At 67.0% G+C, this 12,758-nt stretch carries 11 protein-coding genes; 5 read left to right on the plus strand and 6 right to left on the minus strand.

The window, feature by feature from the left end; genetic code table 11:
* The first annotated feature begins 124 nt into the window (after nucleotides 1-124).
* Nucleotides 125-4,447, plus strand: a complete 4,323-nt coding sequence (locus ACFW6D_RS13065; protein ID WP_379327757.1) for a molybdopterin-dependent oxidoreductase — start codon at nucleotides 125-127, stop codon at nucleotides 4,445-4,447.
* Here ACFW6D_RS13065 and ACFW6D_RS13070 read toward each other — a convergent pair whose 3' ends face one another.
* Complete coding sequence (locus ACFW6D_RS13070; protein ID WP_379327759.1) at nucleotides 4,448-5,491, minus strand: aldo/keto reductase; 1,044 nt, start codon at nucleotides 5,489-5,491, stop codon at nucleotides 4,448-4,450.
* Between the two features lie 82 nt (nucleotides 5,492-5,573).
* Between ACFW6D_RS13070 and ACFW6D_RS13075 the strand changes: the two genes are divergently transcribed.
* Nucleotides 5,574-6,188 (plus strand): TetR/AcrR family transcriptional regulator C-terminal ligand-binding domain-containing protein, encoded by a 615-nt coding sequence (locus ACFW6D_RS13075; RefSeq protein ID WP_379327761.1) that lies wholly within the window; start codon nucleotides 5,574-5,576, stop codon nucleotides 6,186-6,188.
* Here the strand turns inward: ACFW6D_RS13075 and ACFW6D_RS13080 are convergent.
* Nucleotides 6,185-6,775 (minus strand): TIGR03086 family metal-binding protein, encoded by a 591-nt coding sequence (locus ACFW6D_RS13080; RefSeq protein ID WP_379327763.1) that lies wholly within the window; start codon nucleotides 6,773-6,775, stop codon nucleotides 6,185-6,187. The genes ACFW6D_RS13075 and ACFW6D_RS13080 overlap by 4 nt on opposite strands.
* A gap of 183 nt (nucleotides 6,776-6,958) precedes the next feature.
* Between ACFW6D_RS13080 and ACFW6D_RS13085 the strand changes: the two genes are divergently transcribed.
* On the plus strand, nucleotides 6,959-7,210 hold the full coding sequence (locus ACFW6D_RS13085) for a hypothetical protein (protein WP_379327765.1): 252 nt from the start codon (nucleotides 6,959-6,961) through the stop codon (nucleotides 7,208-7,210).
* 137 nt (nucleotides 7,211-7,347) lie between these two features.
* Here ACFW6D_RS13085 and menD read toward each other — a convergent pair whose 3' ends face one another.
* The 4 genes from menD to ACFW6D_RS13105 all read right to left on the minus strand — a co-directional run bounded on the left by menD (nucleotide 7,348) and on the right by ACFW6D_RS13105 (nucleotide 11,275).
* On the minus strand, nucleotides 7,348-8,979 hold the full coding sequence (menD, locus tag ACFW6D_RS13090) for a 2-succinyl-5-enolpyruvyl-6-hydroxy-3-cyclohexene-1-carboxylic-acid synthase (RefSeq protein WP_379327767.1): 1,632 nt from the start codon (nucleotides 8,977-8,979) through the stop codon (nucleotides 7,348-7,350).
* A gap of 261 nt (nucleotides 8,980-9,240) precedes the next feature.
* Nucleotides 9,241-9,501: a hypothetical protein gene (locus tag ACFW6D_RS13095; protein ID WP_379327769.1), complete on the minus strand. Its 261-nt coding sequence runs from the start codon at nucleotides 9,499-9,501 to the stop codon at nucleotides 9,241-9,243.
* Between the two features lie 468 nt (nucleotides 9,502-9,969).
* Entirely contained in the window at nucleotides 9,970-10,350 is a 381-nt protein-coding gene (locus tag ACFW6D_RS13100) for a hypothetical protein (RefSeq protein WP_379327771.1), read from the minus strand.
* Between the two features lie 478 nt (nucleotides 10,351-10,828).
* Nucleotides 10,829-11,275 (minus strand): DUF6918 family protein, encoded by a 447-nt coding sequence (locus ACFW6D_RS13105; RefSeq protein ID WP_101465549.1) that lies wholly within the window; start codon nucleotides 11,273-11,275, stop codon nucleotides 10,829-10,831.
* A gap of 141 nt (nucleotides 11,276-11,416) precedes the next feature.
* Between ACFW6D_RS13105 and ACFW6D_RS13110 the strand changes: the two genes are divergently transcribed.
* On the plus strand, nucleotides 11,417-12,310 hold the full coding sequence (locus ACFW6D_RS13110) for a 1,4-dihydroxy-2-naphthoyl-CoA synthase (protein ID WP_379233050.1): 894 nt from the start codon (nucleotides 11,417-11,419) through the stop codon (nucleotides 12,308-12,310).
* A 35-nt stretch (nucleotides 12,311-12,345) separates the two neighbouring features.
* Nucleotides 12,346-12,738: a VOC family protein gene (locus ACFW6D_RS13115; protein ID WP_379327773.1), complete on the plus strand. Its 393-nt coding sequence runs from the start codon at nucleotides 12,346-12,348 to the stop codon at nucleotides 12,736-12,738.
* Nucleotides 12,739-12,758 lie beyond the last annotated feature (20 nt).

The following is a 12,758-nucleotide window of genomic DNA, read 5'->3' on the forward strand; positions in this document are numbered from 1 at the left end:
CCCTGATCAGGGGCGATATTCGGGCCTTATCCTCACCGTCGAAATTTTGGCTTGTGAGGTCGATTGTCACCTGGACATAACGTTCGGTAAATCGAGCGCAACGACCAATGCGGATGATCGAGTCATGACAGGGGAAGCGGACGGCACGGACACTGTGCGTACACAGTGCTCGTACTGTGGCGTCGGCTGCGGCATAAGCGTCCAGACAAAGACTGATCAGTCTGGCGCGCGGTTGATCGCGAAGGTCAGCGGCGACAAGCTGCATCCGGCGAACGCGGGCAGGCTGTGCACCAAGGGCGCCACCCACGCGGAGATGATGGCCGCGCCCGGCCGGATGGACACGGCCTACCGGCGTCCCGAGCGTGGGCAGGTGCCTGTTCCGCTGCCGGTCGACGAGGCCGTGCACGAAACGGCCGCCCGCCTGCGCGCGATCCTCGATGAGCACGGCCCCGACGCGATCGCCCTCTACGTCTCCGGCCAGATGTCCCTCGAGGCCCAGTACCTGGCCACCAAGCTGGCGAAGGGCTACCTGCGAACCAAGCACATCGAAGCCAACTCGCGCCTGTGCATGGCCAGCGCGGGGACCGGCTACAAGCAGTCGCTCGGCGCCGACGGGCCGCCTGGTTCCTACGACGACTTCGAACACGCCGACCTGTTCCTGGTCAGCGGCGCGAACATGGCCGACTGCCACCCGATCCTGTATCTGCGCATGGCCGACCGACTCAAGGCCGGCGCCAAGCTGATCGTTGTCGACCCACGCCGCACCGATACCGCCGCCCGCGCCGACCTGTTCCTGCAGATCGCACCGGGAACCGACCTCGCCCTGCTCAACGGGCTGCTGCATCTGCTCGTCGCCGACGGTGCGATCGACACCGCGTTCATCGCCGAGCACACCGAGGGCTGGGACGCGATGCCCGAGTTCCTCGCCGACTACCCGCCTGCCCGCGTCGCCGAACTGACCGGGCTGGCCGAAGTCGATATCCGCACCGCGGCCACGATGATCGCCGAGGCGGGCGAGTGGATGTCGCTGTGGACGATGGGGCTCAACCAGTCCACGCACGGCACCTGGAACACCAATGCCCTGGTGAACCTGCACCTGGCGACCGGCACCATCTGCAGGCCCGGCAGCGGGCCCTTCTCGCTCACCGGCCAGCCCAATGCCATGGGTGGTCGCGAGATGGGCTACATGGGGCCCGGTCTGCCCGGCCAGCGCAGCCTGCTCTCCCCCGCCGATCGCACCTTCGTCGAAACCGCATGGGATCTGCCAGAGGGCACGCTGCGTACCGAGGCAGGCCCCGGCACCATCGACATGTTCCGCGGGTTGGCCGACGGTGAGATCAAGGCCGCGTGGATCATCTGCACCAACCCCGTTGCCACCGTGGCCAATCGCAAGACCGTGATCGCGGGTCTCGAGGCTGCCGAGTTCGTGGTGGTGCAGGACGCCTACGCCGAGACCGCCACCAACGCCTACGCCGATCTGCTGCTGCCCGCCGCGCTGTGGGCCGAAACCGATGCGGTGATGGTGAATTCGGAGCGCAACGTCACCCTGCTGCAGCAGTCGGTCGACCCGATCGGTGAGGCGCGCCCGGACTGGTTGCTGATCGCCCAGGTCGCCACCGCGATGGGTTTTACCGGCTTCGAATTCGCCTCCAGTGCTGAGGTTTTCGCCGAACTGCAGCAGTTCACGAATCCGGCCACCGGCTATGACCTGAGTGGCATGAGCTACGAGCGGCTCGCGGATGGCCCGATGCAGTGGCCGTGCAATGACGCCGACACACCGCGCAACCCGATCCGCTATCTCAACGACGGAACCCACCAGCCACTGCACGTGGCGGCCGACGGCACCACTCCGCGCCTGGCGTTCGCCACCCCGAGCAGGCGCGCGGTGTTCTTCCCACGCCCGCACCTGCCCGCCGCCGAACTGCCCGACGACGACTACCCGTTCCTGCTCAATACCGGTCGGCTGCAACATCAGTGGCACACCATGACCAAGACCGGCAAGGTCGCCAAACTGACCAAGCTGAACGGAGCACCGTTCGTCGAAGTGCATCCCACCGACGCCGAGCGACTCGACCTGAAGCCGGGCGATCAGCTCGAGATCGCCTCGCGCCGGGGACGTGCTGTGTTGCCGGTGCTGATCAGCGACCGGGTGCGACCTGGTGATTGTTTTGCTCCTTTCCACTGGAATGACGAACAGGGCGAATATCTGACGATCAACGCGGTCACCAATGACGCGGTGGATCCGGCCTCGCTGCAGCCGGAGTTCAAGGCGTGCGCGGTGGCGCTGCGCCGGGTCGGCCCCGCCGCCACCCCTGAGCAGACGCCGTCCCAACCCGCACAGCTGCCGGCGCAACCTGCCGCGCATCCCCTGGCCGGGATCCTCGGCCTCGACGCCGGTACCTCGCCCACGCTCAGCGAGACCGAGCGCATCTACCTCGGCGGCTACCTCGCCGCCCTCCAATCGCTGCCGGTGACCGGGCAGCCGGTGCTGCCGGTGAGCGCGCCGCTGTCGACACAGTCCCGACTGTGGGTCGACGGCCTGCTGGCAGGCATGTACTCCCGCAATACCGACGCCGCCGCTGAACCCACCGACAGCCCGGTCCCCCACCCGATCACCGTCCTGTGGGCCTCCCAGACCGGCAATGCCGAGGAACTCGCCGCAACCGTCGCCGCTCGGCTCGCCGACGCAGGCCTCACGCCCTCGCTACTCGACATGGATTCGTGCGAGCTGACCTCGATCACCGGTGACGTCCTCATCGTGACCAGTACCTTCGGTGACGGTGGCCCCCCGGACAACGGTGCCGACTTCTGGACCAGACTCGAAGACAGCATCATTCGGCTCAACGGTGTTCGCTACGCGGTGTTCGCACTCGGTGACTCCTCCTATGACGACTTCTGTGGCCACGGCCGCAAGCTCGACACTTTGTTCGCCGAACGGGGCGCGAAACGACTGCTGCCGCGGGTGGACAGCGAACCCGATTTCGCCGACACCGCCGAACAGTGGCTCGACGATGTCCTGGTCGCGATCACCAGCGGACCCCCCGATGCCTCCCCTGGCGATGCGCAGGGTCGCAACGGCTCGCCGGGCGACTTCCCGCTCGGCGGCACCGCTTCGCCGGATGGTGCTCGACGTGGTCGAGATAGGGCGCCGACGAGCACTTCACCGGGCGGCACCTTGGCTGGCGTCTCGAACGGCTCCTTCCCTGATAGTGGTGTCCTACATACGAATTCGGCTCGCCCGATGCCATCGCCCGTCGGCCGCGGTGGCGCTACCGTGCTCGACCGCCGGCTCGCGCCCGCCCGTGTCCAGCGGGCCGCCTCCGCGCCGTTCACCCGCCAGTCCCCCGTCCGAGCCACCCTCATGCGCAACGAGATCCTGAGTGCGCCGGGTTCGCCGAAAGAGGTGCGACGCTTCGGTTTCGACCTCCACGATCTCGAGGCCGGCTACGAGGTAGGCGATTCGCTGGGCGTGCTGCCCGCCAACTGCCCCGACCTGGTCGACGAATGGCTCGCCTGCACCGGCCTCGACGGTCGGCGCATGATCGAAGTCGACGACCGAGAACTCACGCTCACCGATGCCCTGCGCACGCATTTCGACATCACCAAGGTGAGCCAGGATCTGCTCGGCTTCATCGGCGAGCGCAATCCACACCCGCAGTTGGCCAAGCTGCTGCGCCGCGACAACCGCAACGAGCTCGCCTCCTATCTCTGGGACCGTCAGGCCGTCGATGTGCTGCGTGATTTCCCGGTGCGCACCGATCTCGTCGACTGGCTCGCTGCCCTGAAAAAGCTGCAGCCACGCCAGTATTCGATCTCGTCGAGCCCGTTGACCACTCCGGACGAGGTGCAGCTGACGGTCGGTGTCGTCCGCTACGGCGACCCGGTGGGCACGTCCTCGCGACGCGGTGGGGTGTGCTCGACGTTCCTGGCCGACCGTGGCACCACCGAGGTGCCGATCTTCCTGCAGCGGGCACCGCACTTCCGCCCGCCGCTGGACCCGAATGCCCCGATGATCATGGTGGGCCCGGGCACGGGTATCGCTCCTTTCCGCGGTTTCCTGCACGAGCGGCGGGCCATCGGCGCGACCGGCCGCAACTGGTTGTTCTTCGGCGACCAGCACGCCGCCCAGAACTTCTACTACCGCACCGAGCTCGAGGACATGTTCCGCTCCGGCTTCCTCACCCGCCTGGACCTGGCCTTCTCCCGCGATCAGCGCGAGCGGGTCTATGTCCAGCACCGCATGATCGAGCACGGCGCCGAGCTGTGGTCGTGGCTGCGCGACGGCGGCCACTTCTACGTCTGCGGCGACGCCGCCCGGATGGCCAAGGATGTGGACGACACCCTGCTGCGGATCGCCCAGATACACGGAAAGCTGGACGAGGCGGGCGCGCTGGCCTTCAAGAAGCAGCTCGTGGCCGAGAAACGGTACGTGCGCGACGTGTACTGATCAGGCCGCGTGGATCGCCGGAGGGTTGAGCCGGGCGAAGTCGGGCAGCCGGTGGTACGGGTAGTAGGGGTACGGGGGCGTGGTCACGCTCGCGGCGTCGAGGGCGGCCAGGTGTTCGGGGTCGAGTTGCCAGCCGACGGCGCCGAGGTTCTGGCGTAACTGTTCCTCGTTGCGGGCGCCGATCAACACGGTGGCAACGGTCGGCCGAGTGAGCAGCCAATTCAGGGAGATCTGTGGGACGCTGCGACCGGTTTCCGCGGCGATCCGATCGAGCACGTCGACGATGTCGTAGAGGCGTTCGTCATCGACGGGCGGACCGGCCTGCGCTGTCTCGTGTAGTCGGCTGCCTGCCGGAAGTGGTTGTCCGCGACGGATTTTGCCGGTGAGCCTGCCCCAACCGAGCGGGCTCCAGATGATGGAGCCGACACCCTGGTCGGCACCGAGCGGCATCAGTTCCCATTCGTAGTCGCGACCGACCAGTGAGTAGTAGACCTGGTGCGCCACCGGCTTTTCCAGGCCGAGCGCCTCGGCGGTGGCGAGTGTTTTCATCAGCTCCCAGCCCGCGAAGTTGGAGACGCCGAGGTAGCGAATCTTGCCTGCCCGCACGAGATCGTCCAGGGCCGAGAGGGTTTCCGCCAGTGGAGTGCCCGCATCGAAGGCGTGCAATTGGAACAGGTCGAGGTAGTCGGTGCCGAGACGCCGCAGCGAGGCGTCGACAGCGCGGATGAGCCTGGCGCGACCCGAACCTGCCTCGTGCGGGCCGGGGCCGGTGGGCAGCGCCGATTTGGTGGACAGCAGTACCTGCTCGCGCCTGCCCTTGATCGCCGCGCCGAGAACCTCCTCCGACGCACCGTCGGAATAGACATCGGCCGTGTCGAACAGGGTGACGCCGGCCTCCAGGCTGATGTCGATCAAGCGCCTGGCCTGCGCGGCATCGGTATCACCCCACGCGCTGAACAGGGCACCACGGCCACCGAACGTGCCTGCGCCAAAGCCGAGTGCCGGAACGAGAAGACCAGAAGCGCCGAGCCGACGGTATTCCATGAGAGCTCCTAAGGGGTCTATAGTTTCGTTAACGCGACCGACAGTACACCCGATCCGCACTAAATGAAACAGGAGTTCCGTTATGGATCACGACATCGCCTGGCCCGGGTCTGTTCGCCCTGGTGGACGCACCGCCAGGGTGCGCGAGTCCGTCCTGGAAGTGGCAGGCGATCTGCTCGCGGACCGCGGATTCGCCCACCTCGACCTGACCGAGGTCGCCACCGGCGCCGGGGTCGGCAAGACCACCGTCTACCGCCGCTGGCGCACCCCCGCGGGACTGGTCGCCGATCTGCTCGTCGAGATGGCCGAGCAGTCACTACCGCGCGCCGACACGGGCTCGCTGCTCGATGACCTGACCGCAAACGCCCGGCTAGTCGCCAAGACCCTCGCCGACGGTCGCCAGAGCAATCTCTTCCGTGCCGTCATCGCCGCCGCCACCTGCGACGATGTCACCGCAGCAGCGCTGCACAGTTTCTACGACACCCGGCTCAACGAATGGGCGCCGTGCGTCGAAGAGGCGGTGATCCGCGGCGAGGCACCCGTCGGCACCGACCCGCGTGCTGTTCTGTCCGCCGTCTCCGCCCCGCTCTACTACCGATTGCTGGCCAGCGGCGACCCGATCGATCAGGACATCGCCGACCGCTCGGCCGAGGCCACCACGGTCGCCGCCGCCGCCGGAGTTTTCGTCACTACTTAGGCGACAGCCGACGAACGCCAGGCGGGGTCGCGTCCGGTGAGCCCGAGCAGACGGTCGAATTCGGGTGCGTCGGCCGGGATCTCGACGATCGGGCCGAACAGGCCGGGTGTACCCGCGGGATCGGTCTCACGCAGGAATTCGTGCAGGATCGCCAGGTCGGTGGGGTCGACCCGCAGCTTCTGTCCGGTGGCGACGGCGAGATCCCAACCGTGGATGACGATCTCGTCGAGCGCGACGATCGCCATGATGGCGGCAGGCATCTCCACACCACCGGCTTCGGTATCGCCGTCCCATGCCTGCGGTTCCCGCCAGGCTGCCGTCAACGTTTCGAGCTGCGCGGCGATGCCGGTGCGCCAGTCGGCGGGCAGCGTCATGTCGGCACCGCTGGACGGCGGCGCCGAGTTGCCGACCGCTTCCTTCGTAGCGGCCTGCCGGAAAGCCTCGGTCAGCCCCACGACGTGACCGAGCAGATCGCGCACGGTGGACTCACCCGACGGTGTGGGGTCGCCGAGCTGGTTGTCGGAGATGCCGTCGACGATCGCGGCAAGCGAGCGGGCGGCGGGTTCGAAATCGAACTGCGGTTCCATGAGCGACTCCTCATCGATGACAGGCGGGTGCACTCATGATGACGACACCGTGGCCCGAAACTCATCGGTTGCGGGTTGCCGCGCGGACCGGATCGGCGCACCCTGGACAGCGCAGGCCCGATCAGCGACACATCAGGTCCGAGGCAACCACGTCCGAGGCAACGACGACGAACAGGAGCACCGATGATCGACTACGAAGCCGCTCGCCCGCTGGACGAGGTCCCCGAGGCCGATCGCATCGAGCAGGAACAGTCCGCCTTCCGCGACGGCGACCCCGATGACCCGGCCTACCTCGACGCCGCCGACTACACCGATGAGATGGCGGCCAATATCACCCGCGACGCCGACACCGCCAACCCGGCCGACGTGATCGAACAGACCATCCCGGTCCCGCTCGACGACGGCGAGGGTTTCATCGTCGCCGAGGAAACCTGACCGGCACCAAAGCGACAGCGCTCCTCGACCGCGCACGGCCAGAACGAAGGCGGAGATACGCCTGACCAGCACTGACGCGGCAGCGTCCTCAGCCACGCACGGCCGGAGCGGAGGCGGAGGCGGAGGCGGAGGTACGCCTAACCGGCGATCTTGGCGCGCAAGGTGGCGTGTAGTTCGCGCAGGCTGGAGCGCTCGGTCGCGACTTCTAGGACGCGCAGGCCGTGTGCGTCGGCGGCCAGTTCCACGGCCAGTTCACCGGGGTCGACCTGGCGGTGCGGGATGCGGTAGGCGGCGCACAGCGCGGCCAGATCCATGCCGTGCGGTGTGCCGAACACCCGCTCGAATACGCCCGCGTACTGCGGATCGCCCTGTTCGAGCAGCTCGAAGATGCCGCCGCCGTCGTCATTGGCGACAACGATCGTGAGGTTGTCGGGGCGCGGTTCGCCACGGCCGATCAGCAGACCGGACGCGTCGTGCAGGAAGGTCAGGTCGCCCATCAGCGCCACGGTGCGGCCCGGGTGCGCGAGGGCGGCGCCGACCGCACCGGAGACCGTGCCGTCGATTCCGGCGACACCGCGGTTGGACAGCACCCGGATGCCGGGGCGCGGATGCGAGACCAGCGCCGCGTCGCGCACCGGGTTCGACGCGCCGAGCAGCAGTTGATCGCCCTCGCGCAGCGCGTCCATCACCACCGCCGCCACGTGCAGGCCGGTCGCCTTCGGGTGGATGTCGAGCTCGTCACGCACCACTGATTCGGCCTGGCGGTTCAGTTCCGAGCAGCGAGCCAGCCAGTCGGGCCGGGGCGCGCCCGTGGTCACCGCGCGGGTGCCGGTGCCGACGACATTGCCGGAGACATCGGGCCAGCGCGGGCCGGTGGTGAGCGCGAACACGGTGACATTCGGATCGGCCAGCACCCGCGAGACCTGCCGGTGCAGGGTGGGACGTCCGGTGATGATCGCCTGGGTCGGCTTCAGCAGGGCCAGCGCGAGCGGGTGCAGGGCGGGCCCGTGCATCGGCGCGGTCGGCTCGGCGACTGTCGGCAGTGCGGCGAGTTCGGGCAGCAGACGCGCGCCGTGGCCGGAGATGACGACGGTGTCGGGCGTGAGATCGATGTCGAGGGGCACATCGAGCGTGGCGTACTGGGTTGCCGTCCACGGCTTGTCACCCTCGCGGCCCGCGGGCAGCGGATCGTCGGACAGTTCGGGGACCAGCGGTTCACGCAGCGGGATGTCGAACTGCACCGGGCCCGCGTTGCCGGACCGGGTTCCGCGCGCGGCGGCGAGCACCCGGCACACCGTCGAACGCCAGACGCTGTTCTGGCGCGGATAGGCCGACTCCCCCGCTTCGCCTTCGGCCAGCCCGAGGCTGATCGTGGCGCGCACCTGCGAACCGAACAGTCCGAGCTGTTCGACGGTTTGATTGGCGCCGGTGCCCAGCATCTCGTAGGGCCGGTTCGCGCTGACGACGATCAGCGGCACCCGCGCATAGTTGGCCTCCAGCACAGCCGGACCCAGGTTCGCGACCGCGGTGCCGGAGGTCATCACAACCGGGACCGGCAACCCCGACGACACCGCGAGCCCGATCGCCAGAAATCCCGCGGTGCGCTCGTCGACGCGCATGTGCAGCCGCAACTGCCCGGCCGCATCCGCCGCCTGCAGCGCGAACGCCAGTGGCGCGTTGCGCGATCCGGGGCACAGCACCACCTCGCGGACGCCGCCGCGGACGAGCTCGTCGACGACCACTCGTGCCTGCGCAGTAGACGGATTCACAATCACAGCCTGTCAGACCAGCGGGCACCCGTCTGCCCCCGGCCCGCGTTGCCTGCGTCACGGACCTGGCCGACGCGCACCGACGACCATTTGCCGGACGGCTCGCGGACAGGTACGGACAATACGCCGCAATTCTCGCGCGACCGATATTCATCAAATCGCAAAGAGAATAACTGTGGAAAGAAATACGGCGGCGAGCCCGCTGGCCCACCGCCGTATTTATACCGACCCGATAAAGGGCTGGTCGAACGATTGTTCAGCTCACTCCGCAGGCGCGGTGAGGTCCTTGATGCCCGTGACCGACTCGATGATGTTGAGGACGGCCGAGGTGGCGCTGTCGGCGGCGGAGCTGCCCGACTCGAGCACGCCCGAACCAGCGGACGAGCCGGTCAGCACGTCAGCCGAGCCCGAGGAGGCCTCGGCGGAACCGGTCTCGGCGTTCGCCATGGCGGCGGGACCGAAGAACATGACTGCGGCGGCAGCGGCGGCACCGGTGGCGGCGAGGGTCTTACGAGAGATCATGTGAACGAATTTCCTTTCGACCTGTGCAGTGCGTGTCAGCAATTCAATTATTCGAATCGCTTGATTGGCAACGTAGCCGATACCGCGGGGCTGTTGTCAATATCTCGCACGGCTCGCGAACATCTGCCGAATTACCGGCAACCCGGAATTTTCCCCGCGTTAACCGTGGCGGTTACGTTTCTCACACCACCGGTCACAGAATTGGTCGCTGACCGCCGAGCCGGAGTGACAGAGGCCACCGCATCCCCCACTTACGTGAGCGTGGTCACCCGACTGTGCCGAAAGAGCGCCCCCGGACGACGACTCCTTGCCGTGGCGCCCAGCTCGCACACACTCGTCGATGCAAGTCCAGCAATCGATTCGCTATCGGTGTAGCAATTGATCTTGAAGGCTTGCGGTCAGGACAGACGAAAAAGGCGGTGGCGAACCGAAATTCGCCACCGCCTTCAATTCTCTTGCCGCCAGGTATTACTCGGCAGGAGCGTTCAGATCCTTCACGCCGAGCAGGATGTCGATGATGTTGACACCGGTGCCGGTCATGTTGTTCAGGGCCGAGCTGCCTGTGTCGAGAATGCCGACACCGTCGCTGAGCGCGGCGGAACCGGTGGCGAGGCCACCGAGCGCGGCGGAACCGGCGCCGAGGGCAGCCGAACCGGTGCCGGCAGCGGCGGGGGCCGCGACGGCGGCGGAACCGGTGCCACCAGCGGCAGCAGCACCGAGAGCAGCGGAGCCGGTGGCGCCGAGAGCGGCCGAACCTGCGGACGAGCCGGCGAAGGCGTTAGCGGCGGCGGCCGGGCCGGCCACGGCGATCGCAATGGCACCAGCGACGACGAGAGACTTGCGAATCATGAGAGTTCCTTCCAGGCCCGCCGCAGGGCTGTAATGCAATGTGGCGGAATGCAATATGACCGATCCGAATGACCGCTCCGATCTGCGGACAAGCCAAAAGCTAATCGATGCAGGTACCAGTATTCCAATCCGTTACACGTGTTGATAATCACTGTGAACGGCGTGATTCCCGGGTATTTACGGCACGTTAACTCACCGATTCATCAGTACGCATCCGACTATTCGAAAATCCCGCTATCACCGGGCGATATCTCTGGCAAACCCGCAGCGAGCGTCGCCGGGAGACGGGCCGGGAAGGTTACGAATGTTAAACGTCAATGTGTGACATGTGACACCGCAGAACGGCAGTCAGCGATCAGCGATACGCGACCAGAAGCACTACAGGCCGCACACCCGACTCGGTGTGCGGCCTGTAGAACGTCCACTCACGACTCGGCGGTGAGCCCGAACCCGGACTCACCGCCGAAACGCGAAACAATCAGCCTGCGTGCTTCTGCACCAGGTCGCCCACGCGGGGCAGCGCTTCGATGACGTGCTTCTTGGCCGAGCCACGCATCGAGGAGTACACCTTCTTCAGCGCCGGCCGGGTGGACGACTCGGCGCGGGCGTCGGTGACGGCCAGCAGCGACTCGGCGACCTCGTCGGACTTCGCCGCGAGCAGATCGGCGAAGGTGCCGCTGCCGGAGGTGGTGAATTCGGCCCAGTACGGCTGGAGCTGATCGAGCAGTTTCGGCGCCAGCGAGGCGAGGCCGTCGGGAACGATGGTCGGGCTGATCTTCTTGACCGCCGCGTACCCACCCTTCACGGCCAGGCCCGACGCACCGCCCTTGTCCGAGACCTCGGCGTCGAGAACCTCGACGGCATCAGCAAGGAAAGCCGGACGCTTGGCGTCGTCGAGCAGGGATTCAGACAGTGCTGCAACCACTTTCAGGTTCCTCCGGATCGGTTCGATGTACGAGCAGGCGCAACTATACGCATCGAGGCTTGCACGCACGCGGCGACTGCTCGAGCTGCGGTGTTACGACCTCGTACCGCGTTGTCGGACCATAGGGCAATAATCGTGTTCGTGACTTTCGATCCGAAGCTGTGGCAGACCGTCCCTGGGTTCGAGGACCTGACCGACATCACCTATCACCGGCATATCGAGCAGGGCACGGTGCGGGTGGCGTTCGACCGTCCCGAGGTGCGCAACGCGTTCCGCCCGCACACCGTCGACGAGCTGTACCGCGCGCTCGACCACGCACGGATGACGCCCGATGTGGGCGCGGTGCTGCTCACCGGCAACGGTCCGAGTGAAAAGGACGGTGGCTGGGCGTTCTGTTCTGGTGGCGACCAGCGCATTCGCGGTCGCAACGGGTATCAGTACGCCGACGGCGAGACCGCCGACACCGTCGACGCGGCGCGCGCGGGTCGGCTGCACATCCTCGAGGTGCAGCGGCTGATCCGCTTCATGCCCAAGGTGGTGATCGCGCTGGTCAACGGCTGGGCCGCGGGCGGCGGGCACAGTCTGCACGTGGTCTGCGATCTGACGCTGGCCTCGCGCGAGCACGCGAAGTTCAAGCAGACCGATGCCGATGTGGGCTCGTTCGACGGTGGTTACGGCAGCGCCTACCTGGCGAAAATGGTGGGCCAGAAGTTCGCCCGCGAGATCTTCTTCCTCGGCAGGCCCTACACGGCCGAGGAGATGCACCAGATGGGTGCGGTGAACAAGGTCGTCGACCATGACGAGCTGGAGAACGTCGCGCTCGAGTGGACCGCCGATATCAACGGCAAATCGCCGCAGGCGCAGCGCATGCTGAAGTACGCGTTCAACCTGCTCGACGACGGCCTGGTCGGCCAGCAACTGTTCGCGGGCGAGGCGACCCGCATGGCGTACATGACCGACGAAGCGGTCGAGGGCCGGGACTCGTTCCTGGAGAAGCGCAAGCCCGATTGGACGCCGTACCCCTGGTACTTCTGATCCAGCCCCTGGTACTTCTGAGAACGGACACCCCCATGGAAATTCTCAACAGCCGGATCATCCTGCGCCCCAGCGATTACGAAAGCACGCTGGCGTTCTACCGCGACGACCTCGGCCTGGCGATCGCGCGGGAATACCCGGGCGGCACGGTGTTCTTCGCCGGACAGTCGCTGGTCGAGGTCGCCGCGCACGGTGGCAGCGGGCAGTCCGGCAGCTTCGACGGCGCGATCTGGTTGCAGGTGCGCGATGTCGACGACGCGGCGGCGGAGCTGGCGCTGAAGGGAATTCAGCTCGAGCGCCCACCGATGCTCGAACCATGGGGTCTGTGGGAGATGTGGGTGCGCGATCCCGACGGGGTGGCGATCGTGCTTGTGCAGGTTCCCGCCGAACATCCGATCCGCCGGGATCCGCGCTGGTCAGCGGAGTGAGCGGGTGGTGTCAGCGGGCG

The organism is Nocardia sp. NPDC058705, assembly GCF_042749305.1.
GTDB lineage: Bacteria > Actinomycetota > Actinomycetes > Mycobacteriales > Mycobacteriaceae > Nocardia.

What these genes read in the sequence shown, in the direction of transcription:
- ACFW6D_RS13065 (WP_379327757.1), top strand. Translation starts at nt 125, where the DNA reads ATGACAGGGGAAGCGGACGGCACGGACACTGTGCGTACACAGTGCTCG.
- ACFW6D_RS13070 (WP_379327759.1), bottom strand. Translation starts at nt 5,491, where the DNA reads ATGGAATACCGTCGGCTCGGCGCTTCTGGTCTTCTCGTTCCGGCACTC.
- ACFW6D_RS13075 (WP_379327761.1), top strand. Translation starts at nt 5,574, where the DNA reads ATGGATCACGACATCGCCTGGCCCGGGTCTGTTCGCCCTGGTGGACGC.
- ACFW6D_RS13080 (WP_379327763.1), bottom strand. Translation starts at nt 6,775, where the DNA reads ATGGAACCGCAGTTCGATTTCGAACCCGCCGCCCGCTCGCTTGCCGCG.
- ACFW6D_RS13085 (WP_379327765.1), top strand. Translation starts at nt 6,959, where the DNA reads ATGATCGACTACGAAGCCGCTCGCCCGCTGGACGAGGTCCCCGAGGCC.
- ACFW6D_RS13095 (WP_379327769.1), bottom strand. Translation starts at nt 9,501, where the DNA reads ATGATCTCTCGTAAGACCCTCGCCGCCACCGGTGCCGCCGCTGCCGCC.
- ACFW6D_RS13100 (WP_379327771.1), bottom strand. Translation starts at nt 10,350, where the DNA reads ATGATTCGCAAGTCTCTCGTCGTCGCTGGTGCCATTGCGATCGCCGTG.
- ACFW6D_RS13115 (WP_379327773.1), top strand. Translation starts at nt 12,346, where the DNA reads ATGGAAATTCTCAACAGCCGGATCATCCTGCGCCCCAGCGATTACGAA.